The sequence below is a fragment of the Spirillospora sp. NPDC000708 genome, from assembly GCF_040299565.1.
In the GTDB taxonomy this organism is placed as follows: Bacteria; Actinomycetota; Actinomycetes; order Streptosporangiales; family Streptosporangiaceae; genus Spirillospora.
The window spans coordinates 1-23,457 of sequence record NZ_JBEPCJ010000110.1; the positions used below are offsets into that span (position 1 = coordinate 1).

Here is a 23,457-nt window from a genome sequence, read left to right on the forward strand (position 1 = left end):
CGTCCGCCGCCGGCGGCGGGCTGGGGGCCCGGGGGGCGCCCCCCCCCCGGGCCGGGCCGCCCCCCCCCCCCCCCCACGTCCGTTACGCGGCTTATGAGGCGTCTGTGGCCTCGGCGCCATCTGCGGCCCCGGGGGCGTCCGCGGCCCCGGTGGTGGCGCCGGGCCGGGGCGCGGCGGCCGGGTCCGCGCCGGAGACGCGCTCCAGGACGCGGAGGGAGCCCTGCACGCGGCGCTCCTCGAACGCGCCACTCGCCAGGGCCCGCAGGTAGACGTGGTAGGGGGCCTGCCCGCCGTCCTTCGGGTCGGGGAAGACGTCGTGGATCACCAGCGCGCCGCCGACCGCGACGTGCGGCGCCCAGCCCTCGTAGTCGCCCTGCGCGTGCTCCTCGGCGTGGCCCCCGTCGATGAACAGCAGCGCGAGCGGGGTGCGCCAGAACGCCGAGACCGTCCGGGACTGCCCGACGACGGCGACGACCTGGTCCTCCAGGCCCGCCGCGCCGACCGTCCTGCGGAACGCGGGCAGCGTGTCCATCCGGCCGGTGCTGGGGTCGACCAGGGACGGGTCGTGGTGCTCCCAGCCCGCCTGGTTCTCCTCTGAGCCGTGGTGGTGGTCGACGGTGACGACGACGGTGCCGGCGTGCCGGGCGGCGGCGCCGAGGTAGATCGCCGACTTGCCGCAGTAGCTGCCGACCTCCAGCAGCGGCCCCGCGGCGGCGAGCCGGGCCCCGTACTCCAGGGCCGTCTCGTAGAGGACGCGGCCCTCGTCGTCCGGCATGAAGCCCTTGGCGCAGCGGGCGGCGCGCAGCAGGTGCGCCGGCATCGCGGGAGGGCCGTCCGGGCGGTCCGCGGCCGAGGTCGTCCCCGGGACGGTGGACGCCTCGCGCAAATCAGACGGGGTTTCGGTCATCCGCGCACCTTATCCGACACCGAATGAGACTCGGGTCTCGCCCCGGTGTTGCCGCACCATACTGGAACGTGTTCTACTTTTCCGGGCGGGCGGCCGGCGCCAGAACCCGGTTCGGTAGGTTGGGCGCCGAGCACCGGGCCGGCGGGGCCGCGCCGCCGCGCGGACCTCCCCGGGACCGCACCCGCCCATCCGGGAACGCGAACGGAGAAGCCGATGAGAGTACGAGTCGACCCGCTGGTGTGCGAGGCCAACGGCGTCTGCGTCGGGCTCGCCCCCGAGGTCTTCGACCTCAACGACGACGACGAGCTGGAGATCCTCAAGCCGGACGTGCCGGCCGAGGAGGCCGACCGCGTCCGGCACGCGGTGCGCTCCTGCCCGAAGGCCGCGCTGACGCTCGAGGAGTAGCCGCACCGGCGGCCCGCCCGCGCCCGCCGCCGCGCCCGCGGCGGCAGGGGCGGGACCGCACCGGCGGTTCGTCAGCGGTCCCGTTCCCGTGCCATCCTGCTTCGTGCCCTTCGGACGACTAGACGATCGTGGAGTGCGGGTGGCGTACGCAGCTGCAGCGGGCCCTCTCCGGACGGCCCGGACGCTCGCGTCCGTGCTGGCGGCGGCGCTGGCCGTCCCCCTCGCGCTGCCGCCGGCCGCGCACGCCGCCGCGCCGCTCACCGGCCGCCGCATCCACGACGTCCAGGGCGCCGCGCACGTCTCGCCGCTGAACGGCGCCGCCGTCGCGGGCGTCCCCGGCGTCGTCACCGCCGTGACCGGCAACGGCTTCTGGATGCAGGACCCGCGCCCCGACCGCGACCCCGCGACGTCCGAGGGCGTCTTCGTCTTCACCCGCACCCGGCCGTCCGCCGTCCCCGGCGACGCGGTCCGGGTGAACGGCAGGGTCCGCGAGTACCGGCCGGGCGGCGGGCCCGCCGGGCTGACCCGCACCGAGATCGACGCGACCGCGACCAGCGTGGCCGCGCACGGCGCCGCGCTGCCCGCGCCCGTGGTGATCGGGCCGGGCGGGCGCCGCCCCCCGGCCGCCGTCATCTCGGCCCGGCGCGGGGACGTCGAGAAGGGCGGCGCACTCGACCCGAAGCACGGCGGGCTCGACTTCTACGAGTCGCTGGAGGGGATGCGCGTCCGGATCAGCGATGCCGTCGCGGTCGGGCCGTCCAGCGACGGCCAGGTCCCCGTGCTGCCCGCCAACGGCGCCGGCGCCGGGACCCGCACCAAGCGCGGCGGCATCCTGCTGCGCGACGGCGACGCCAACCCCGAGCGGATCGTCCTGGACGACGCGCTCGCCCCGCTGCCCGCGATGAACGTCGGCGACCGGCTGCCCGGCGCCCACGACGGCGTGCTCGACTACTCCTACGGCGACTTCACGCTGCTGCTCACCGCCGCCCCGCGGCGCGCCGACGGCGGCCTGCCGCAGGAGGCCGCGTCCCCGCAGCGGTCCGGCGAGCTCGCCGTCGGCACCGCCGGGCTGGCCGACCTCGGGCCCGACAGCCCCCCGCAGCGCTTCCGCGACCTCGCCGGCGACATCGTCCGCGGGCTGGACTCCCCCGACCTCGTCGCGGTCAGCGGGCTGCAGGACAACAGCGGCCCGCACGACGACGGCACCGTCGCCGCCGACCAGACCGTCGCGCAGCTGATCACCGCGATCAGCGAGGCGGGCGGCCCCGCCTACGACTGGCGCTCGGTGAACCCGCGCGACCGCGCCGACGGCGGCGAGAAGGGCGGCAACAGCCGGATCGGGTTCCTGTTCCGCACCGACCGCGGGCTGGCGTTCGTCGACCGGCCCGCCGCCGCCGACCCGCTGGGCGACACGCCGCCCGCCGCGCAGCCCGACCCGTCCGTCACCTCGGCGAGGGCGGTGCGGCGCGCGGACGGCACGGCGTCCCTGTCGCTGTCCCCCGGCCGGATCGCGCCCCGGGACACCGCCTGGAGCGGCGCGCGCAAGCCGCTGGCCGGGGAGGTCACGTGGCGGGGGCGGCGCATCATCGTCGTCGCCGACGACTGGTACCCGCGCACCGGCGACGACCAGCCCCTCTTCGGCCGGTACCAGCCGCCGTCCAGCCCCACCGAGTGGCGCCGCGACGCGCAGGCCCGGGTGGTCGCCGGGTTCGTGAAGTCCGTGCGGGCGGCGGGCCGGAAGGCCGACGTGATCGTGACGGGCGGGCTGAACGACCGCGGGACGTCGCTGCCCGTCCAGGCGCTGACCAAGGGCGCGGGGCTCGCCGACCTGCCCGCCGCGCTGCCGCCCGGCGACCGGTACACCGCGGTGACCGGCGGGAACTCCGAGGACCTCGACCACATCCTGCTCAGCCCGTCGCTGGCCAAGAGCAGGCACCGGTTCGACGTGGTGCACCGCGCGTCGGAGTTCGCGGCGCGCGCCGGGGACCACGACCCGACCGTGGTGCGCATCGCCCTGCCCGGGAAGTGACCGCACCCGTGAAGTGACCCCGCTCAGGGAGCGACCCTGCCCGGGGAGTGACCGCTGCCGGTAGGTGACCGCGGTCACCCAATTCCGGCGGTACCGAAAAGATCGTCAGTGTGCGATCCGGAAACCCGCCGGTGTTTTTCTCTCGGGGGGCGGGGCAGCGATCGATCGTCACACCCCCTCCGGGAGGAGACGTCCCCATGGCGTTCCGATATCGGTCGCACCACATCAGCCTGGTCGGCCTGATCTATCTCATCATCGGCGTGTTCGTCGCCTGGGACCGCGGCTACATCGACGTCCCGCTGCTGCGCCAGGTCGGCAGCGCACTGCTGGCCGTGTTCCTGTGGTTCCTCATCCTGCTGGGCGTGGACCTGCACATCCACGCCTGACCCGGGACCGGCACGGGCCGCCCGCGCGTCCCCCCGCCGTCGGGCGGCCCGTGCCCCACTCCGGCGACAGGTCTCCGTGCCGCCGGGGTCATAGACCTCAAAACGCCCAAAGGGCTACGTTCCACTCATGACGAAAAAGGACTGCAGTTGCGGACATGGCGGCGGATGCTCGTGCCCGAAGGGCTGCTCCTGCGGCTGCAACGGCTAGGACTTCGCTCCCCGCACGGCACCGGCCGCCGGCACGGGCGCCCGCCACAGCAGCGGCGTCTCGGCGCCGTCGCGGACGCCGGTCCCGGTGGCCAGGACCGCGGCGCCCGCCGGCGTCATCGCGGTGAGGCGCCGCTCGGCGCGTCCGCCGAGCCCTCGCGCGGGCACCCGCGCCCACGCGCTCCCGTCCGGTGAACCGAACACGGCCGCGCCGCCCGGCGCGGTCGTGACCGCCGCCACGAAACCCTTCGGAGTCGCGGTCACCGCGGTCGCCTGCCGCGCGCCCGGCGGCGTGCGCCGCGCCCACGTCCTGCCCGCATCGGGCGACACCATCAGGCTCGCGCCCGCACCGGCCGCGACCAGCGCGTTCCCGCGCGCCGCGACCTGCGTGAGCGGTCCGCCGCCCGGCGGCACCGCGGCCGTCGGCGTCCACTTCGCGCCGTCCGGCGACGTCCAGACGGCCGGCTTCCCGCCGCGCCCGCCGACCGCGACGTAGCCGGAGCCGGTCGACGCGACGTCCACGAGGTTGCCGCCGGCCACCGCCGCGCGCTTCCACGTCCTGAGGTCCGGCGACCGCCACACGACACCGCCGCCGACCGCCACGTACCCGGCGGAACCGGACGCGACGGCGGCGAGCGGGCCCGCGGGTACCGTCGCGCGCGCCCAAATCGTCCCGTCCTTCGATGTCATCGCCAGCGCGCCGGGACGCGCGCCGTCCGCGCGGCCGACCGCGAGCCAGCCCTGCCCGCCGAACGCCACGTCCGACAGCCTCCCGGCGGCCGCCGGCACCCGGCCGCGCGTCCAGCCCCGGCCGTCCGGCGAGCTCCAGACCGCCGCACCGCCGTTCGTGCTGCCCACCGCGACCGCCCGGCCCGGCCCGGCGGCGAGGGACCGGATCGCCAACTCGGTGTGCACCGCGCCGGGCACCGCCGCCAGGTTCGCGCCGGACAGGTACGCGTCGTCGCCCTGCCGTCCCGCGACCGTGACCGCGCCGCCGGCGGCGACCGCCAGGCCGCTGCTCCGCACCGGCTCCGCGACCGTCCCGGACGGCTGCCAGGTGCGCCCGTCGGCGCTGCGCAGCACGGTGCGCCGTCCCTTGGCGCCCTTCACCAGGACGCCGAAGCCCGCCTGCGAACCGCCGAACCGCTCGACGCCGCCGTACCCCGGCACGGAGATCCGGCCCGCGGCCTGCCATTTCTGCCCGTCCGGGGAGGTGAACAGCACCCCGAACCGCGTCGTCCGCCGGGGCTTCTTGCGGCCGGTCGTTCGCCGCCCCTCGCGCACGGTCGCGAACCCGCCCGGCCCCGCGACCAGGCCGATCGTCGCGCCCTGCGACCCCTGGGCCTGCGGGACGGCCACCGCCGTCCAGGTGCGGCCGCCGTCCGCGGACCGCCACAGGCCGTCGCCCCGCACCGTCCGCGTGACGGTCTTCCTGCCCTTCTTGCGCGTCACCTTCCGGTTGAACGTCCCGTGCGTCACCAGCACGCCGCCCGACGCGGCGACCCGGTCCAGCCCGGTGATCCCCGCCTGCAGCCCGTCGACGCGCTGCCACGCCCGGCCGTCGGCGGTGCTCCACACGACCGCCCGGCCGCCCGCCGAGCCCACCGCGACGAACCCGTGCACGGTCGCGACCAGCGCGTTCACCTGGTCGCCCGGCTTGAACGCGGACGTGTCGAGGTGCCGCGTCCAGGTCATGCCGCCGCCGCTCAGCCAGACGACCGTGCCCGCGGGCGACTGCCCGAGCGCCGCCCACTTCCCGGCCCCGGCCGCGACCAGCCGCGGGCGCTCCCCAGCGGGCGGCTCCGAGCCGTCCGCGCCGCGCACCTTCGCCGCCTTCCACGCGTGCCCGCCGTCCGCGGACACCAGGAACCGCGCGCGCTCCCGCCCCGGCGTGCCGTCGCCCTCCGTCCCGGCGGCGACGACCTTCCGCCCGGACGCGGTGACCACGGCGAGGTCCTGGACGAGGCCGTCCGTCGTGGCCGCCGGGTCGGTCCCGAACAGCGCGGCCGCCGGGACGGCGGCGGGCGGCCGCGGCTTCTTCGCACCGCCGCCGCCCTGGTCGAGCACGAACATCGCGCCGCCCGCGACGACCACCAGGCCGGCGGCACCCGCGATGGCGACGCGCAGCCGCCGCGTCCCCCGGTTCGGCGCGGACTCGTCGGCCGTCGGCTGCGGCTCGGCGGTGGGCGCCGGGGGCTCGTCCTTGGGGTCGGGCGCCTCAGCGGTGCCCGTCTTCACCGGCGCCGCGGCCGGGGCCGTGGCCGCCGCGACGACGGACCCGGCGGACCTGGCCTTCGCGCCCTTCGCCTTCTTTGGCTTCGTGCCCTTCGCCTTCGGGTCTCCGGTCTTCGCGGCCGGGGCCTTCGCGTCCTTGGCCTTCGCGGGCTCGGCCTTCGCGGGCTCGGGCTCCGGCTTCTCGGCGGGGCGGGCGGCGGCGGGCGGGGCGTCCGCGCGGATGGCGTTGCGGCTCGCGGGCGCGGCGCGCTCAGGGGCGGCGGCGCGTTCCCGGGGCGGCGCCCCGTGCCCCCAGCGGATGCCGGCGGCGCGCCACGCCTCGTAGGCGCGCTGCCAGGGCGACAGGGCCGCCGGGAGGTCGGCGAGGTCGGCGGAGACACCGAACGTCAGCCGTCGCCGGACCGCGCGCGATCCGGCGGGCCGATCATCGGCAGGGGGCTCCGCACCGGCCGGGGACGGGGTGCCGTTCCGCTCCGGGGTCCTCGCCGTCACACATGCTCCTTCACACGGTCCTGGGGACCACTATGAAACCGCGCCGCGCCGGTGCATGTCGGGACAACGGCGCGAACGGCGGCCGATCAGGCCGCTGGAGCGTTCTATCACCTCAGGCCGGACGGATCCGATCTTTCGCCACGATCTCCCCCTTATAGGCGAATCCCTGAATGTGGACGACCGGCGCGTCGGGCCCCGGGGCACCGGACAGGTCGGCGGAGACCCCCATGCCGCCGCTCTCCACCCGGACGCCCGGCGGGACGATCACCTCGACTGTCGACTTGTAGGCGAGGACGCGGATCGTGGTGACGGGCCCGTCGAGCTCGGCGGCGCGCAGGTCGAGGAGGGAGTGCCCCTTGTAGACGACGGTGGTGTACTTCTCGGGAAGGCGCCAGCGGCCGGTGCGGCGGACGGTGCTCTTGTAGGCCATCTGGAAGCGCCCGGCGGGGCCGCGCTCGGCGGGGGCGGGGCCGGCGGCGACCGGGGCGTCCGGCAGGTCGGAGGAGACCTCGGCCAGGTCGGCCTGGGTGCGGGCGGCGAGGGCGTGGTCGATGCGCTCGTCCAGCTCGGCCTCGGTGAGCCGGCCTTCGGCGTAGGCGGTGTGCAGCCGGACGAGGACCCGGTCGCGGTCGCCGTCCGAGGCGCGCAGGCCCTTTCGCTGCTCGACGGTCATCTCACATCTCCTTCGCGGCGGTTCCTCCCCGCAGCCTGGACCTTCCGGCGGGTGGAGGGTCAAGCGGAGTCGCGATGTATCTTAACCCGATCTCGCTCGGTTTGCGAGAGATTCGCCGGGATCGCCTCGCGATCATGGGGTGCCGGACTCGCGGGCGTCCGGCCGGTAGATTCGGATCAGCCCGTTGATTGAGGGGGGACGGTCATGGGCGGGACGGCGGGGCGTGCGCACGGCCCGTACACGCTGTACGACCTGGACGCGATGCCCGAGGAGGGCAGGCGCTACGAGCTCGCCGACGGCTGGCTGAACGAGCTGCCGGGCGACCTGTGGCACGACCACGCGGCCGACGCGCTGAAGGCGATCCTGAAGGACGCGGCGCGGCAGGCCGACGCGGACGTCCACGTCGCGGGCGCGCCGCAGGACGTCACGACCCCGGCGGGCGTCCGCAAGCCGGACGTGTTCGCCGTCGCCCGCGACGTGGCGCGCGCCGCGCTGGAGCGGCAGACCCGCACCTACTACGGCCCCGACCTGATGCTGGTCGCCGAGGTCGTGACGCCCCGCACGGTGAACGAGCAGATCGACCGCGTCCGCAAGGTCGAGGAGTACGCGGCGACCGGCATCCCGCACTACTGGATCATCGACCTGGAGCCCCGCCCGTCGATCACCCTCCTCGAACTGGCCGGCGGCCGCTACGAGGTCGCGGGCAAGGCGCGCTCCGGCGAGACGGTGACGCTGGACGCGCCGTTCCCCATCAGCTTCGACCCCGTCCGCCTCTCCGAGATGGACTGACGCCCCGGGCAGGCGCAGGCCGTGCGCCGCCGCCGGGGCGTTGGCCGAATCCTTTCAGTTGTTGGCGATCTCGCCACTTTTTGCCGCGGCGGCGGCCGGGCAGAGTGAGTGCGTCGCAACCGAGAAGAGGAGTAACGCCATGTCGGAGCGGATGCGGGCGATCAGGCAGGACGTGCTGGGCGGGCCCGAGGTGCTGCAGCTGGTCGAGGTCGAGCGGCCGGAGCCGGGGCCCACCGAGGTGCTGGTCCGGGTGCGGGCCGCCGGGGTGAACCCGACCGACTGGAAGCACCGGGCGATGAAGATCTTCCTGCCGGACCCGCCGTTCACGCTGGGCTGGGACGTGTCCGGCGTGGTGGAGAAGGTCGGGTTCGGGGTGACGATCCACAAGCCGGGCGACGAGGTGTTCGGCATGCTCCGCTACCCGGGCGGCGTCGGCTCGCACGCCGAGTACGTCGTGGCGCCGTCGCGGACGTTCGTGCGCAAGCCCGCGGAGATCGACCACGTGCAGGCGGGCGCGCTGCCGCTGGCCGCGCTGACGGCGTGGCAGGCGCTGGTGGACACGGCGGGCCTCCAGGAGGGGCAGCGCGTCCTCGTCCACGCGGCGGCGGGCGGGGTCGGGCATCTCGCGGTGCAGATCGCCAAGGCGAGGGGCGCGCACGTCATCGGGACGGCGAGCGCGCCGAAGCACGGGTTCCTGCGCGACCTCGGCGTGGACGAGCCGATCGACTACCAGAACGTCGACTTCGCCGAGGCCGCGCGGGACGTGGACGTGGTGCTCGACACGATCGGCGGCGACTACGCGCCGCGCTCGCTGCGCACCCTGCGGCCCGGCGGCGTGCTGGTGGCGATCGCCGGGCGCGCGCAGCCGCCCTCGATGGCGGAGCAGGCCGCCGAGCGCGGCGTCCGCTTCGAGACGCTGCTGGTCGAGCCGGACTTCCACGCCATGACGGAGATCGCCGGGCTGGCGGCGTCCGGGAAGCTGCGCGCCGAGATCGACACGGTGCTGCCGCTGGAGGACGCCGCGAAGGCGCACGAGCGGGGCGAGACGGGCCGGGTGTCGGGCAAGATCGTCCTCACGGTGTGATCGGGCCGTGTGGTCGGGCCGGTGTGATGGAGCCGGGGTGATCGGGCCGTGGTCGGGCCGGTCAGCGGCCGAGGTGGCGGAGGTAGGCGGCGCGGTCCAGGGGGTCGCCGCCGGTGCGCGGGCGCGAGGGCGGCGCGCCGGTGACCGGGCGCTCGCCGGACGGCTCGGACCACCAGGTGCCCTCGCCGCGGGTGAGCGCGGGCAGCGCCGCCTCCGCCTCCCGCGCGCGCCCTGCGGGGATCTCGCCCTTGATCGTCCAGCCGCCGGGTCCGGGGGCGGGCTCGACGGCCGCGGCGCCGAGGGTGCCGAGCGCGGCGAGGACGGGGCTGAGCGCGTCGCCGGGCACCTCCGCCTCGAACGCGTGGCATGGCTCGTACACGCGGGTGCCCGCGCGCGCGAGCGCCGCCATGAGGATCAGCGGGGTCAGGCCGCGGAAGTCGGCGGCGGTGCTGACCGGACCCGCGAACCCCGACCGGGTCAGCACCACGGCGCAGTCGGTCACCGGCCAGCCGTGAAGGCCCTGCTCCAGGGTGCGGTGGACGGTCTCCTCGATCGCGCGGTCGAAGGCGTGCGGCAGCGCGCCCGGCTCGGTCTCGCGGCGGAACGCGTTGCCCGAGCCGCGCGGGGCGGGCTCGACGCGCAGCCCGACGCTCGCCCAGAAGTCGGGCACGCGGCGCCGCCAGTCCATCTCCTCGACGGCCTCGCCGGTGCCGGCCGGCCGCTCGGCGTAGACGGTGCGGCTCTCCTCGAAGACGGCCTCGACACCGGCCTCGGCGAGCAGCCGCGCCGCGATGACCTCCTTCTGCACCTCCCCGTAGAGCAGCACCGACGTCGCGCCGGACGGGGCGGGCCGCGCGCGGATCAGCGGGTCCTCGTCGGCGAGGTCGAGGAGCGCGGCGCGCAGCCGTCCCGCGTCGGCGGGGCGGCGGGCGCGGACGACCGTCTCCAGCGACGGCGGCGGGAACGGCGGGACGTCCCGGACGGGCGGGCCGATCCGGTCGCCGACGCGGGCCGCGGCGAGGCCCCGGACGGCGGCGATGTTCCCGGCGGTCAGGGGCTCGCCGGGGGCGCCCGCGACGTCCAGCCCGGTGATCCGGCCGCCGCGTCCGCCCTCGAACGCGACGGTCTGCCGCGGCCGCAGCTCGCCGGAGAACAGCCGCAGGTAGGCGAGGCGTTCGCCGGACGCGGTGCGCTCCACGGCGAACACGGTGCCGCGCGTCTCGCCGTCGCCGGGCCCGGCGGGAGGCAGCAGGGACGCGATGCCGCCGAGCAGGTCGCCGACGCCCGCACCGGTCGTCGCCGAGCCGAAGTACAGCGGCTGGACGGTCCCGGCGGCGGTCTGCGCGCGCAGCGACGCCCGCACGGCGTCCGGCGGGGTGGCGCGGCCGTCCACGTAGTCGGCGAGCAGGGCGTCGTCGCCGTCCGCGAGGATCTCGGCCGACGGCGCGCAGGGCACGGCCCGGCCGTCCCGCACCCGGTTCAGCGGGACGGGCCGGACGCCCGGCCGGCGGCGGAGCGCGGCGAGCACCGCGTCCGGGTCGGCGCCGGTGCGGTCGATCTTGTTCACGAAGATCAGGGTGGGCAGCGCGAGCGCGCGCAGCGCCCGCAGCAGCACGCGGGTCCGCGCCTGCACGCCTTCGACGGCCGACAGCACCAGGACGGCGCCGTCGAGCACGCCGAGGGCCCGCTCGACCTCGGCGGCGAAGTCGGCGTGCCCGGGGGTGTCGATCAGGTTGACGCGCAGCGCGCCGAGCCGGAACGGCGCGACGGCCGACCGGATCGTGATGCCGCGGCCGCGTTCCAGCTCGCCGCGGTCGGTCTGGGTATCGCCGGCGTCGACGCTGCCGAGCCGGGCGATCGCGCCGGTGTCGAACAGCAGCCGCTCGGTCAGGCTGGTCTTTCCCGCGTCGACGTGCGCGAGGATGCCGAGGTTGAGCGTGGGCATGGGCGGTGGGGTCCTCGAAAGCTCTCGTCCGGAATGGGCTGTGAGATTCCGAAGACCTGGCGCATCTCGCCTCCGCCGCTCGATGGTTGTCGGGCGCCATGGTGCCACCACGCCCCCCGACGCCCATACCGGTTTTCCGCCGGGCACTAGCCTGGGACGGTGCTGCTGCTGACGACGCTCGACGGCTGGCGGGACCAGCCCGGGCCCCGGTTCGTCCTGTCCGACGCGGGCGCCGTGTGGGCGCCCGACTCCGAGCCCGACCTGCTCGCCATCGCCGACGACGTGTACGGCGGCGACGCCGGCCAGCTCGTCGCGGTGACGCTGGATCCGGAGCCGGGGCTGCGGCCGCCGCGCGGGGTGATCGACAAGTCGGCCGCGGCGGCGGTGCGGTACGTCCGGCGCGGGCCGGACGGGCGGCACGTCGCCCTGCTGGACCGGCCCGCCACCGCCGAGGCCCTCGACCTGCTCCCGCACCCCGAGGGCGGCTGGTACCGGGAGACGTGGCGGTCGGACGTGTCGTTCGTCCCCGGCGGCTACCCGGGCGAGCGGGCGACCGCGACAGGCATCTACTTCCTGCTGCCGCCGGGCGAGGAGTCGATGTGGCACGCGGTGCGCTCGGCGGAGATGTGGCTGTGGCACCGCGGCGGCCCGCTGACGCTGCTGCTCGGCGGGTCGGGCGACGAGCCCGCCGCGGACCCCGAGGCCGTCACGCTGGGCGCCGACGTGGCGGGCGGCGAGGCGCCGCAGGCCGTCGTCCCGCCCGGCGTCTGGCAGGCGGCGCGCCCCGCCGGGGCGGACGAGGTGCTGGTCAGCTGCGTGGTCTCCCCCGGCTTCGACTTCGCCGACTTCCGCGCCCGCCCCTAGCGGGCCGTCTTGCGGCGCGGCCGGACGGCCTGCTCGGTCCAGAACGGCTCCATCACCCGCTCGATCGCGCCGGCGACGGTGCGCAGCTCGTCCCGCGACAGCGGTCCGAACACCTCGGCGCCCACCTCGTCGGCCAGCGCACGCGCGCGCCGGTGCACCTCGCGCCCCTCGTCGGTGACGCGGACGGAGTGGCGGCGGCGGTCCTTCGGGTCGCGGGCGCGCTCGCAGAGCCCCCGCTCCTCCAGGTCGTCCACCAGCCCGACCATCAGCGTGGGGTCGAGCAGCAGGTAGCCGGCCATCTCCTGCTGCGACAGCGTGCCGGACGAGCTCAGCATCGCCAGCACCAGGAAGTGCCGGACGCGGAGGCCGAGCGGTTCGAGGGCCTCCTCCAGCCGCTGCTCCATCCACCAGCCGCACTTGGACAGCTGGAAGCCGGTCACGGACGCGAGCCCGGCCGGCAGCCCGCCGCGCATGGGCCTCTCCTCCGCCATTCCGCCAGGCTATAGCAGTTCGAGGATCATGCCCATCGACCATCGCTTGACTGGATAATCGAAAAGTTCAACTATTGAGCCATGGCATTGACTCTCGGGCTCTACGGGCTCAACCTGCACGCCTGCGCCGACCCGCGCGGCTCCGCGCGGATCGCCGCGCTGGCCGAGGAGCTCGGATACGACTCGCTGTGGGCCGGGGACCACATCGTCCTGCCGAGCCCGCGTACCGACCCCTCGCCGCTCGACCCGCGGGCGCCGTTCCTCGACGCGGTCGTCTCCCTCACCCACCTCGCCGCGGCCACGGACCGGATAGCGCTCGGCACGGGCGTCATCGTCCTGCCGCAGCGCAACCCGCTGATCCTGGCCAAGCAGCTGGCGAGCGTCGACGTGCTGAGCGGCGGGCGGCTGGTCTTCGGCCTGGCGGCGGGGTACCTGGAGCCCGAACTGCGGGCCCTCGGAGTCCCGCCCGGCGAGCGCGGGGCGCGCACCGACGAGCATCTCGCCGCGATGCGGTCGCTCTGGTACGACGACGCGCCCGCCTTCCACGGCCGGCACGCCGACTTCGCCGGCGTGGACGCGCACCCGCGCCCCGTGCAGCGCCCGGTGCCGGTGGTCATGGGCGGGCACGGCCCGGCGGCGCTCCGCCGCACCGCCCGCGAGGCCGACGGGTGGTACGGCTGGATGCTCGGCCGACGCGCCGCCGCCGACGCGGTCGCGCGGCTGCGGGAGGCGGCGCGGGAGGCGGGCCGCGACCGGCCCCTGCACATCTCGGTGTCGCCGCCGCGCCCGCCGGACGCCGGGTCCGTCCGGGACTACGCGGAGGCGGGCGTCGACCGGCTGATCGTCGTCCCGCCCATGAGCGTCCCGCTGGGCGACCTCGAACGGTTCGTCCAGGCCCACGCGCCCGCCGAGGTCGGCGGGCTCCCGTCGGGGGGTGGGGTGCGGCGCGCCGCCCCCGGGGGGGCCCTCGGGGGGCGGGCGCGCCGCAGGCCGAGCGAGCGGGCGGGGGCGCGCGGGACGCGGGTCAGTCGGAGGAGAAGGCGGCGTCGAAGGCCGCGGACGGGGGTTCCATCGCGTTCAGCGCCCGGACGAACTCCAGCGCCTCGGGGGCGCCCTGGAGGCGATCCATGCCGGCGTCCTCCCACTCGACCGAGATCGGGCCGTCGTAGCCGATCGCGTTGAGCGCGCGGAACACGTCCTCCCAGGGGACGTCGCCGCGGCCGGTGGAGATGAAGTCCCAGCCGCGCCGCAGGTCCGCCCACGGCAGGTGCGACGAGAGCCGCCCGCGCCGCCCGTCGCCGGTGCGGACCTTGGTGTCCTTGCAGTCGACGTGGTAGATCCGGTCGCGGAAGTCGAACAGGAACCCGACGGGGTCGAGCTCCTGCCAGACGAAGTGCGACGGGTCGAAGTTCAGCCGGAACGCGGGCCGGTGCCCGATCGCCTCCAGGGTCCGGACGGTCGTCCAGTAGTCGTAGGCGATCTCGCTCGGGTGGACCTCGTGCGCGAACCGGACGCCGACCTCGTCGAACACGTCCAGGATCGGGTTCCAGCGGTCGGCGAAGTCGGCGTACCCGCGCTCCACCATCGCCTCGGGGGTCGGCGGGAACATCGCGACGGTGTGCCAGATCGAGGAGCCGGTGAAGCCGACGACGGTGCCGACGCCGAGGCGGGCGGCGGCGCGGGCGGTGTCCTTGATCTCCTCGGCGGCGCGGCGGCGGACGCCCTCGGGCTCGCCGTCGCCCCAGATCCGCTCCGGCAGGATCGCCTGGTGGCGCTCGTCGGGGATGTCGCAGACGGCCTGCCCGACGAGGTGGTTGGAGATCGCGAACACCTTGAGGTCGTGCTTGGCGAGCGTCTCCAGCTTGCGCGGGACGTAGCCGTCGTCGGCGAGGGCCTTGTCGACCTCGAAGTGGTCCCCCCAGCAGGCGATCTCCAGGCCCTCGTAGCCCCAGCCGGACGCCAGCCGGCAGACCTCCTCGAACGGCAGGTCGGCCCACTGGCCGGTGAACAGCGTGATCGGTCGTGCCATGTCAGCTCCCCTCGACGTCGGTCCAGCCGCCGGACGCCGCGCTCGCGGCGACCGCGTCGAGCACCCGCTGCACCCGCAGGCCGTCGGCGAACGACGGGCTCGGGTCCGCGCCGTCCGCGATCGCGGTGAGGAAGTCGGCCGCCTGGTGGGTGAAGGTGTGCTCGTACCCCAGCATGTGACCGGGCGGCCACCACTGCCGGGCGTAGGTGTGGACGGGTTCGGTGACGACGATCCGGCGGAAGCCCGCCGTCGCGGCGTCCTCGGTGCCGTCGTAGAACCACAGCTCGTTCATCGACTCCAGGTCGAAGGACAGCGCGCCGGACGAGCCGCTGACCTCGATCCGGAGCGCGTTCTTCCGCCCGGTCGCCATCCGGGTGGCCTCGAAGGAGGCGAGCGCGCCGCCGTCGGTGCGGCCGACGAACAGCGCCGCGTCGTCCACCGTGACCGCGGCGGTGCCGCCGCCCGGCACCGGGCGCTCCCCGACGAAGGTGTCCAGCACCGCCGACACCCCGACGAGCGCGTGCCCGGTGATGAACTGCGCGGTGTCGATGATGTGCGCGCCGATGTCGCCGAGCGCGCCCGTCCCGGCCCTGTCGCGGTCCAGCCGCCAGCTGAACGGCGCCTCCGGGTCCGTCAGCCAGTCCTGCAGGTACTGCGCGCGGACGTGCCGGACGGTCCCGATGCGCCCGTCCGCCACGAGGTCGCGGGCGAGCGTGACCGCCGGGACGCGCCGGTAGTTGAACCCGACCATCGACCGGATGCCGTGCTCGCGCGCGCGCTCGGCCGCCGCGACCATCGCCTCCGCCTCCACGGACGAGTTCGCGAGCGGCTTCTCGCACAGGACGTGCTTGCCCGCCTCCAGCGCCGCGACGGCGATCTCGGCGTGCGCGTCGCCCGGCGTGCAGATGTCCACGATCTGCACGTCGTCGCGGCGCAGCAGCTGCTTCCAGTCGCCCTCCGACGACGCCCACCCGAGCGTGCGGGCGGCCGCGGCGGCCCGCCCGGCGTCGCGTCCGGCGAGAGCGGCCATCACCGGGGTCAGCGGCGGGCCGAAGAACGGCCCGACGGTGCGCCATGCCTGGGAGTGGGCGCGCCCCATGAACGCGTGCCCGACCATCCCGACTCCGACGGTGGTCAATGTGCTCACCTCTCTGTACTGCGCCCGCCGGCGTCGCCGGCGGGCGCGCGGTCCGCGCTCAGGACTCGAAGCCGAGCGGCAGGTAGCGGCTCACGTTGTCCCGGGTGACGGTCTCGGACGCCAGCGTGATCGACTGCGGCGGCTCCAGCTCCACCAGGTCGGCCATGCCCTTGCCCTGCGCCAGCAACCGGGCCAGCCGGACCGCGGACGCGGCCATCGTCGGCGGGTAGGTGACGGTCGCCTCCAGCACCCCGTTCCCCGCCTTGATCTCCCGCATGGCGTTCGCGGACCCGGCGCCGCCGACCATGAAGAACTCCTTGCGGCCGGACTGCTTGATCGCGGCGAGCACGCCGACGCCCTGGTCGTCGTCGTGGTTCCACAGCGCGTCGATCTTCTTGTGCGCCTGCAGCAGGTTGGACGCGACCTGGTTGCCGGTCTCCACGGTGAACTTCGCGTCCTGCTTGGCGGTGACGGAGTACCCGTAGGACTTCAGCGCGTCCGCGAAGCCCTTGCTGCGGTCCTGCGTGAGCGGCAGCGTCGCGATCCCCTGGATCTCCACGATCACCGGGTTCGAGACGCCCTTGGCCTTGAGCTTCTTGCCGATGTAGTGCCCGGCGGACACGCCCATGCCGTAGTTGTCGCCGCCGATCCACGTCCGGTACGACAGCTTGTCGGGGAACACCCGGTCCAGGTTGATCACCGGGATGCCGGCGTCCATCGCCTTGCGCGCGACCTGGTTGAGCTGCTCGCCGTCGTTCGGCAGCATCACCAGGACGTTCACCTTCTCCGAGATCAGCGACTCGACCGCGGAGATCTGCTGGTTGATGTCGTTGGTCGGCTGGACGGGCTTGAACGTCACGTCCTTGTACTTCTTGGCCTGCGCCTCGGCGTTCTTGGCGATCGCGGCGGTCCAGCCGTGGTCGGCGGCGGGCGCGGAGAACCCGATGGTCACCTGCTTGCCGGGCTTGTCGTTGTCGCCGCCGAGCGCGCCGGCCTGCGCGGCCGGGGCGGGGTCGTCCTTCTCGTTGTTGCTGGTGCAGGCGGTGGCGAGGGCGCCGGCCGCGACTGCGGCGCCGCCGAACAGGATGCCTCTGCGGGTGGGGCGGGTGCTCTGGTCGCGCATGACGTGCTCCTGGTTTCCGGGGGTGGGGCGGCGGGGGGCGCGCCGCGGGGGCGGGCAGGTCAGGTCGGATGAGCGGACCGGGTGGGGCCGGGGCGAGCGGGTCAGGTGGGCGAGCGCAGGCCGCGGCGCTGCAGCAGCACCGCGATCCCGATGATCACGCCCTTGGCGATGAGCTGGTCGCTGGTCTGCAGGCCGTTCAGGATGAACAGGTTCGTGATGACGGTGAACACCAGCACGCCGAGGATCGACCCGGCGACGGTGCCGCGCCCGCCGGTCAGCAGCGTCCCGCCGATGATCACGGCGGCGATCGCGTCCAGCTCGTACAGGTCGCCGTGGGTGCTGGAGCCGGTGGTGGTGCGGGCCATGATGATGATCGCGGCGACGCCGCAGCAGAACCCCGACAGCGCGTACAGCAGCAGCGTGTGCCGCCGGACGTCGATGCCGGCGAGCCGCGCCGCCTCCGGGTTGCCGCCGACCGCGAACGTGCGGCGGCCGAACGTGGTGCGGTTCAGCAGCACCCACCCGGCGACCGCGACGGCCGCGAAGATGTAGACGACCAGCGGCAGCCCGAGCACCTTCGTGGTGGACAGCGACTCGATCGCGTCGTTCTCCGGCCGGATCAGCTGCGTCTTGCGGTCCGACATCCGCTGCGCCAGGCCGCGCGCCGACACCAGCATCGCCAGCGTCGCGATGAACGGGACCATCCGGCCGTAGGAGATCAGCAGGCCGCTGACGACGCCCGCGCCCGTCCCGACGAGGATCGCGCACAGCGCCATCACCGCCGGTCCGTACGACTGCGTCGCGACGGTCGTCGCCCACACCGAGGCGAGCGCCATCACCGACCCGACCGACAGGTCGATCCCGCCGCCGATGATCACGAACGTCTGGCCGACCGTGATCACCCCGATGGTGGCGGCCAGCGCCAGGATGCCGACCAGGTTCCCGGAGGTCGGGAAGTTGTCGGGCTCGGTGACGACGCCGACCACCGCCAGCAGCGCCAGCGCGGCGACCAGCCCCAGGTGCCGGAACTCGCCGGGCCCGCGGCCCGCGCCGTCGCGCCGCAGCGGCCGGAGCGGCCCCTTCGCCCACGTTCCGCGTGCCGGGCCGCCGCGCACACCCGCGTCCGTCTCGGTCACCGCGCACCTCCGTCAGCAGGGTGTGTCTCCGACGTGAAAGCAAGCCGCATCTGATGCGGTTTCCGCGCCTCGAGCAGAAAGTGACCGCTAAGGTGCGGGGAGTGAGGAAGGCGTACCGCTGCCGGGCTTACCCGTGCCCCGAGCAGGTCACGATGCTGAACCGCACGTTCGGGTGTGTGCGCCTCGTGTGGAACAGAACGCTGGCCGAACGTCAGGCCCGCTACCGCGCCGAAGGCCGGTCGACCTCCTACAAGGACACGGACTCCGCGCTGACCGCTTGGAAGAGGACGCCGGAACTGGCGTTCCTGGCCGAGGTCTCCTCGGTGCCTTTGCAGCAGGCGCTCCGGCACCAGCACGCCGCTTTCCAGGCGTTCTTCTCCGGACGAGCCCGTCACCCTCGGTTCAAGAGCCGATCCGGCCGCCAATCGGCGCACTTCACCCGATCGGCCTTCCGTATGCGCGAGGGGAATTTGTGGCTGGCCAAGGCCGCCGGTCCCCTTCGCATCGTGTGGTCCTGGCGCGCGGTGGATCTGTCGACGCTGAATCCGACGATGGTCATCGTGTCCCGCGAGCCGGACGGCCGCTGGTTCGCGACCTTCGCCGTGGACGAGGACCCGCCGCCGGCGCCACCGGCATGCGACACCGTAGGGATCGATCTCGGGCTGAGAGAATTCGCGGTCACCAGCCACGGCGACCGCATCAGCCGCCCCAAGGACATGGAACGGCACGAGCGTCGGCTGAAGCACTACCAGAAAATGATGGCCCGCAAGACCAGGGGCTCGGCCAACCGCCGGAAGGCGTGCCGCAGGGTCGCCCGGCAGCATGCCAGGGCTCGCGACGTACAAAGGGACTTCCTGCACAAGACCAGCACCGACCTCGTCCGCCGCTACGACGTGATAGTGCTCGAAGACCTGAACGTGTCCGGAATGGTCCGCAACCGCCGGCTCTCGCGGGCGATCTCCCGTGCCGGATGGGCCGAGTTCCGCTCCATGCTGCAGTACAAGGCCATCCGGCTGGGCCGCCGGGTGGTGGTGATCGACCGTTGGTACCCGTCCTCCAAGACCTGCAGCGCCTGCGGGCATCTGCTCCCCCATCTGGAACTGGGTACTCGCCGCTGGCAGTGCCCCGCCTGCGGCGCCCGGCACGACCGGGACCTCAACGCCGCGAAGAACATCCTGGCCGCCGGGCTGGCGGTGACGGCCTGTGGAGCGGGCGTAAGACCTCCGGACGTGCGTCCGGGGCGGCCCGCCGCGAAGCAGGAAGCCCGACCCGCGAGGGAAGGACCCGTCGCTCTTTAGAGCGGCAGAGGAAGTCAAAGCGCGCTCCCTTCCATGATCATGTTGAGTACGGCGGCCTCGTCCAGAGCGGCGGCGTCGCCGCTGTGCACCACCCGGCCCTCGCGCACGACCAGCACCCGGTCGGCGAGGCCGAGTACCTCGGGCACCTCGCTGGACACCAGCAGCACCCCGATCCCGCGCGCCGCCAGGGCGCGGATCACCGCGTACAGCTCCGCGCGCGCGCCGACGTCGACGCCGCGGGTCGGCTCGTCCAGGATCAGCAGCCGCAGGTTCCGCGCGCCCGCCAGCCACCGGGCCAGCACGACCTTCTGCTGGTTGCCGCCCGACAGCGTCACCACCGGGCGGCGCGGATCGGGCGGCCGGATGTCGAGCGCCTCGATCTGCTCCCGGACGTCCGCCAGCTCGCGGCGCCGGTTCAGCCAGCCGAGCCGCGAGTACCGGCGCAGGCCCGCGACCGTCACGTTCCCGGCGACGGAGTCGTTCAGCAGCAGCGCCTGGCTCTTGCGCTCCTCCGGCGCCATGCCCATCCCGCGCCGCACCGCCGCGCCCGTGTCGCCCGGACGCACCGGGCGGCCGTCCACGAGGACCCGCCCGCGCGCCGGGCGCCGCGCCCCGTAGACCGCCTCGAGGATCTCCGAGCGGCCCGACCCGACGAGCCCGGCCAGCCCGACGATCTCGCCCGCGCGGACGGAGAACGACACGTCCGCGAACGCGCCGGGCAGCGTGAGCCCCTCGACCCGCAGCACCTCGGCCGCGCCGCCGGGGGCGTCGCCGTCGCCGTCCGGCGCGGGCCGGTCCGGGAAGACGTACTCGATGTCGCGGCCGGTCATCAGCGACACGATGTGGTCGGTCTTCGTCGTCTTGGCCGGAAGGCCGTTCGCGACGGACCGGCCGTCCTTGAGGACGGTCACCCGGTCGCCGATCTCGCGGATCTCCTCCAGCCGGTGCGAGATGTAGACGACGGCCACGCCGGACGCGGTCAGCTCCCGGATGATGCGGAACAGGTTCGCCACCTCGTCGTGCGCGAGGGCGGCGGACGGCTCGTCCATCACGATGAGCCGGGCGTCGTGCGACAGCGCGCGGGCCATGCTGACGACCTGCTTGCCCGCCGCAGGCAGCCGGCCCGCCTCGCGGCGCGGCGGGATCTCGCCGTGCCCGAGCCGGCCGAGCAGCTCCCGCGCGGCCCGCTCGGCGTCGCCGCGCCGGGTGAACCCGAGTGTCGCGCGCTCGTGGCCGAGGAAGATGTTGTCGGCGACCGACAGCCCGTCCACCAGGTCGAGCTCCTGGTAGATGGTCGCGATGCCGGCCCGCATCGCGGCGGTCGGCCCGGCGAGCCGCGCCGGCCGCCCGGCGAAGGCGATCTCGCCCTCGTCCGGCTGGTGCGCGCCGGCGAGCACCTTGATGAGCGTCGACTTCCCGGCGCCGTTCTGGCCGAGCAGGCAGTGCACCTCGCCGGCCCGGACGTCGAGGTCGACGCCGTCCAGCGCGCGGACGCCGGGGAACTGCTTGACGATGCCGCGCATGCGCAGCAGCGGTTCGGGTTCGGACGGGCCCATCGGGCCTCCTCGGGGGTCAGGAGGGACGCGTGACGGGAGGAACGCGGGTCGGGGACGGAGGTCGGGCAGGGCGTGGGCGGGGCGGGGCGGGGCGGAGGGTCAGGCGGGGCGCGGGTCGGGCGGCGGGGAGAACACGTGGTCGCTGATCAGCCGCGCGCCGCCCACCACCCCGGCGGCGCCGGCCAGCTCGGACAGCACGATCGGCAGGTTGCCGGTCGCCAGCGGCGCCGACCGGCGGTAGACGACGCTGCGGATCTCCGCGAGCAGGGTGTGGCCGAGCCCGGCGACGCCGCCGGCGATGATCACCAGGCCCGGGTTGAAGAAGCTGACCAGCCCGGCGAGGACCTGCCCGACGTGCCGGCCGCCCTCCCGGATGATCCGCACCGACGCCGGGTCGCCGGCCGCGGCGGCCTGCGCGACGTGCTCGCCGGACAGCTCCCCGTGGCTGTCCAGCAGCGCGGCGAGCTGCGGCGACTCCCCCGAGCGCGCCGCCGCCTCCGCGTCCCGCGCGAGCGCCGCGCCGCCGAAGTACGCCTCCAGGCAGCCGGCGTTGCCGCACGCGCACATGGGACCGTCGTCGTCGATCCGGATGTGCCCGATGTCGCCCGCGCTGCCCGACACGCCCCGGTAGATCGCGCCGTCCACGACGATGCCGCAGCCGATGCCGGTGCCGATCTTGACGAGCAGGAAGTCGTCCACCGACCGCGCGAGGCCCGCGTGCAGCTCGCCGAGCGCCATCAGGTTCACGTCGTTGTCCACCAGGACGGGGCAGCCGAGCTCGGCGCCGATCGCGTCGCGCACCGGGAACCGGTCCCAGCCCGGCATGATCGGCGGAACGACCGGCATCCCGTCCCGGAAGCTCACCGGCCCCGGGACGCCGATCCCGGTGCCGTGCACGCGCGGGATCAGACCCTCGTCGCGCAGCTTGCCGAGCAGGTCCAGGGCCCGGTCCAGCACCGCCGTCGCGCCCTGCCGCACGTCGCACGCCTCGCTGACGTGGCCGAGCACCTCCAGGGCGCCGTCCGTCACCGCGACGTCGATCGAGGTGGCGCCGATGTCGAACGCGACGAACCGCAGGCTCGGCGACAGCCGGACGATCCCGGACCGCCGCCCGCCGCGCGACGCCGCGAGCCCGGCGCCCTCCACCAGCCCGAGCTCGACCAGCCGGTCCAGCTCGACGGCCAGCTTCGAGCGCGACAGCCGGACGACGTCGCCCAGCTCGGCGCGCGACCGCGGGCCCTCGTCGCGCAGCAGCCGCAGCAGGCGTGCCTGATGCACGTTCTGCGGACGAGCCGGCATGCGCATCACGCCGTCCTCTCGGGTGCCGTTCGGGGCGCCGGGGCCGTGTGACCCCGGTCTCATGCGGAGACCGTAACCGGCTTTCGTCGACTTGAGAAGACCTTTCACCCAGCTCTTTCGAACTTTCTCCTGTCACAGGACAAAGTCGCCCGCGAAAAAGCCCCGGACCGGAACGTGCCGGGTCCGGGGCTCTCTGCCCGCAGGGGTCAGGACGTCACGAGAAGGGGCGCCCGCGCGCCCCCGCCCGTCAGCCCGCCCGTCAGTAGGTGACGGCCTGGCGGCTGCCGCTCATCGTGCGCATGATGTGCTCGACGAGCGTGATGAGCACGCGCTTGGCGTCCTCGCGGTCGCGGACGTCGCAGTCGATCACCGGGATGTCGGGCGACAGGTCGAGGGCGTCGCGCACCTGGTCGGGGGTGTGCCGACCGGCGCCGTCGAACCGGTTGACCCCGATGATGAACGGCACGCCGCGCCGCTCGAAGTAGTCCACCGAGGCGAAGCAGTCGGCCAGCCGGCGGGTGTCGACCAGCACCACCGCGCCGAGCGCGCCCTTGGCCAGCTCGTCCCACATGAACCAGAAGCGGTCCTGGCCGGGCGTGCCGAACACGAACAGCACCAGGCCGTTCGGCAGGGTGATCCGCCCGAAGTCCATCGCCACGGTCGTCGTGGTCTTCGACGACACCGCCGTGGTGTCGTCGATGCCGATGCTCTTCTCGGTCAGCGCCTCCTCGGTGCGCAGCGGACGGATCTCGCTGACCGCGCTCACCAGGGTGGTCTTGCCGACTCCGAAGCCACCGGCCACGAGGATCTTGACGGTCAGCGCGGAATCGCCCGCCTGGGCGGCCGCGTCAGAGCGCACGGATTCCATCGATCACTTCCTTGAGTACGCGCTCGCTCGGGAACTGCGCCACCGGCGCGGGGCGCCGGACCTGTATCAGCGAACGGTCGAGCAGGTCGCCGAGCAGGACCCGGACGACCCCGAGGGGAAGTTCCAGATCCGACGCTATCTCGACGACCGACGACGGGGTGCGGCAAAGCTCCAGGATCATGTCATGTTCCGGCTCCGGCGACCACGGAGATGCCGGAATCGCCGGGTTCGAGTCCGCGCCGCCCGGCGGCTCGACGGCCTCGATCAGCGCGACGAGGTCGAACTCGACGCCCTCGTAGTGGGTGCGGCCGCCGGTGAGCGCGTAGGGGCGCACGACGGGCCCGGCGGCGTCGTCGAACCACGCCGTCCCGCCCGCTCCGCCCGCGGCGCCGCCCTGAGCGCCGCCCGGGGCGCCCGCGACGCTCCCCGCGGCGTTCCCCGGCGGGCCGCCGGCGGCGCCCGCCGTGGCGCCCGCCGCGTGCCGGTGCGGCCATTCGGGCACG

The 23,457-nt window shown here is 74.8% G+C and carries 20 protein-coding genes and 1 pseudogene; 8 read left to right on the forward strand and 13 right to left on the reverse strand.

Annotation, left to right across the window (positions count from 1 at the left end; translation table 11 throughout):
- Positions 1-91 precede the first annotated feature (91 nt).
- Positions 92-820, reverse strand: a complete 729-nt coding sequence (locus ABT299_RS45565) for a class I SAM-dependent methyltransferase (protein ID WP_500254618.1) — start codon at positions 818-820, stop codon at positions 92-94.
- 300 nt (positions 821-1,120) lie between these two features.
- Here ABT299_RS45565 and ABT299_RS45570 point away from each other — a divergent pair, with 300 nt between their 5' ends.
- From ABT299_RS45570 to ABT299_RS45580, 3 genes are all read left to right on the forward strand, one after another.
- Positions 1,121-1,312 carry a ferredoxin gene (locus ABT299_RS45570; RefSeq protein WP_151598811.1) on the forward strand — a complete coding sequence of 64 codons (192 nt, stop codon included), beginning with the start codon at positions 1,121-1,123 and terminating at the stop codon, positions 1,310-1,312.
- A 139-nt stretch (positions 1,313-1,451) separates the two neighbouring features.
- Complete coding sequence (locus tag ABT299_RS45575) at positions 1,452-3,341, forward strand: DUF8508 domain-containing protein (protein ID WP_500254606.1); 1,890 nt, start codon at positions 1,452-1,454, stop codon at positions 3,339-3,341.
- 197 nt (positions 3,342-3,538) lie between these two features.
- The gene (locus ABT299_RS45580) at positions 3,539-3,727 is read left to right on the forward strand and encodes a hypothetical protein (protein WP_190852465.1); all 189 of its coding nucleotides are present in this window, start codon (positions 3,539-3,541) and stop codon (positions 3,725-3,727) included.
- Positions 3,728-3,931: 204 nt separating this feature from the next.
- Here ABT299_RS45580 and ABT299_RS45585 read toward each other — a convergent pair whose 3' ends face one another.
- Together ABT299_RS45585 and ABT299_RS45590 are read right to left on the reverse strand one after the other, a co-directional pair.
- Positions 3,932-6,661 (reverse strand): sialidase family protein, encoded by a 2,730-nt coding sequence (locus ABT299_RS45585; RefSeq protein WP_500254607.1) that lies wholly within the window; start codon positions 6,659-6,661, stop codon positions 3,932-3,934.
- A gap of 112 nt (positions 6,662-6,773) precedes the next feature.
- A complete protein-coding gene (locus tag ABT299_RS45590) occupies positions 6,774-7,334 on the reverse strand; it encodes a DUF1707 SHOCT-like domain-containing protein (protein ID WP_500254608.1) in 561 nt (186 codons plus the stop codon).
- Positions 7,335-7,538: 204 nt separating this feature from the next.
- On the opposite strand from ABT299_RS45590, the gene ABT299_RS45595 reads away from it, so the two are divergent.
- Complete coding sequence (locus ABT299_RS45595) at positions 7,539-8,123, forward strand: Uma2 family endonuclease (protein ID WP_190852472.1); 585 nt, start codon at positions 7,539-7,541, stop codon at positions 8,121-8,123.
- Positions 8,124-8,274: 151 nt separating this feature from the next.
- Positions 8,275-9,207, forward strand: a complete 933-nt coding sequence (locus ABT299_RS45600) for an NADP-dependent oxidoreductase (RefSeq protein ID WP_500254619.1) — start codon at positions 8,275-8,277, stop codon at positions 9,205-9,207.
- Positions 9,208-9,268: 61 nt separating this feature from the next.
- Here ABT299_RS45600 and ABT299_RS45605 read toward each other — a convergent pair whose 3' ends face one another.
- Complete coding sequence (locus ABT299_RS45605; RefSeq protein ID WP_500254609.1) at positions 9,269-11,152, reverse strand: GTP-binding protein; 1,884 nt, start codon at positions 11,150-11,152, stop codon at positions 9,269-9,271.
- Positions 11,153-11,311: 159 nt separating this feature from the next.
- Here ABT299_RS45605 and ABT299_RS45610 point away from each other — a divergent pair, with 159 nt between their 5' ends.
- The gene (locus ABT299_RS45610; RefSeq protein WP_500254610.1) at positions 11,312-12,016 is read left to right on the forward strand and encodes a cupin domain-containing protein; all 705 of its coding nucleotides are present in this window, start codon (positions 11,312-11,314) and stop codon (positions 12,014-12,016) included.
- Here the strand turns inward: ABT299_RS45610 and ABT299_RS45615 are convergent.
- Positions 12,013-12,507 (reverse strand): MarR family winged helix-turn-helix transcriptional regulator, encoded by a 495-nt coding sequence (locus ABT299_RS45615; RefSeq protein ID WP_190852476.1) that lies wholly within the window; start codon positions 12,505-12,507, stop codon positions 12,013-12,015. The two genes, ABT299_RS45610 and ABT299_RS45615, sit on opposite strands and share 4 nt — an antisense overlap.
- Before the next feature lie 81 nt (positions 12,508-12,588).
- On the opposite strand from ABT299_RS45615, the pseudogene ABT299_RS45620 reads away from it, so the two are divergent.
- Positions 12,589-13,341, forward strand: a pseudogene (locus tag ABT299_RS45620) (LLM class F420-dependent oxidoreductase); the annotation flags it as partial.
- A 190-nt stretch (positions 13,342-13,531) separates the two neighbouring features.
- Here ABT299_RS45620 and ABT299_RS45625 read toward each other — a convergent pair.
- The 4 genes from ABT299_RS45625 to ABT299_RS45640 all read right to left on the reverse strand — a co-directional run bounded on the left by ABT299_RS45625 (position 13,532) and on the right by ABT299_RS45640 (position 17,933).
- Complete coding sequence (locus ABT299_RS45625; RefSeq protein WP_500254611.1) at positions 13,532-14,536, reverse strand: sugar phosphate isomerase/epimerase family protein; 1,005 nt, start codon at positions 14,534-14,536, stop codon at positions 13,532-13,534.
- Position 14,537: 1 nt separating this feature from the next.
- Complete coding sequence (locus ABT299_RS45630; protein WP_500254612.1) at positions 14,538-15,683, reverse strand: Gfo/Idh/MocA family protein; 1,146 nt, start codon at positions 15,681-15,683, stop codon at positions 14,538-14,540.
- Positions 15,684-15,732: 49 nt separating this feature from the next.
- Entirely contained in the window at positions 15,733-16,797 is a 1,065-nt protein-coding gene (locus ABT299_RS45635; protein WP_500254613.1) for an ABC transporter substrate-binding protein, read from the reverse strand.
- Between the two features lie 101 nt (positions 16,798-16,898).
- Complete coding sequence (locus ABT299_RS45640; RefSeq protein ID WP_190852484.1) at positions 16,899-17,933, reverse strand: ABC transporter permease subunit; 1,035 nt, start codon at positions 17,931-17,933, stop codon at positions 16,899-16,901.
- A 101-nt stretch (positions 17,934-18,034) separates the two neighbouring features.
- Here ABT299_RS45640 and ABT299_RS45645 point away from each other — a divergent pair, with 101 nt between their 5' ends.
- Positions 18,035-19,231, forward strand: coding sequence for an RNA-guided endonuclease InsQ/TnpB family protein (locus tag ABT299_RS45645; RefSeq protein ID WP_500254614.1), 1,197 nt, complete (start codon positions 18,035-18,037; stop codon positions 19,229-19,231).
- Positions 19,232-19,245: 14 nt separating this feature from the next.
- Here the strand turns inward: ABT299_RS45645 and ABT299_RS45650 are convergent, their stop codons facing one another.
- From ABT299_RS45650 to ABT299_RS45665, 4 genes are all read right to left on the reverse strand, one after another.
- Positions 19,246-20,787 (reverse strand): sugar ABC transporter ATP-binding protein, encoded by a 1,542-nt coding sequence (locus ABT299_RS45650; RefSeq protein ID WP_190852486.1) that lies wholly within the window; start codon positions 20,785-20,787, stop codon positions 19,246-19,248.
- 99 nt (positions 20,788-20,886) lie between these two features.
- Positions 20,887-22,149, reverse strand: a complete 1,263-nt coding sequence (locus tag ABT299_RS45655; RefSeq protein WP_387026900.1) for an ROK family transcriptional regulator — start codon at positions 22,147-22,149, stop codon at positions 20,887-20,889.
- A gap of 196 nt (positions 22,150-22,345) precedes the next feature.
- Positions 22,346-22,954: a GTP-binding protein gene (locus ABT299_RS45660; RefSeq protein WP_190852488.1), complete on the reverse strand. Its 609-nt coding sequence runs from the start codon at positions 22,952-22,954 to the stop codon at positions 22,346-22,348.
- Entirely contained in the window at positions 22,935-23,456 is a 522-nt protein-coding gene (locus tag ABT299_RS45665; RefSeq protein ID WP_500254615.1) for a DUF742 domain-containing protein, read from the reverse strand. Before ABT299_RS45665 ends, ABT299_RS45660 begins: the two co-directional genes overlap by 20 nt.
- Position 23,457 lies beyond the last annotated feature (1 nt).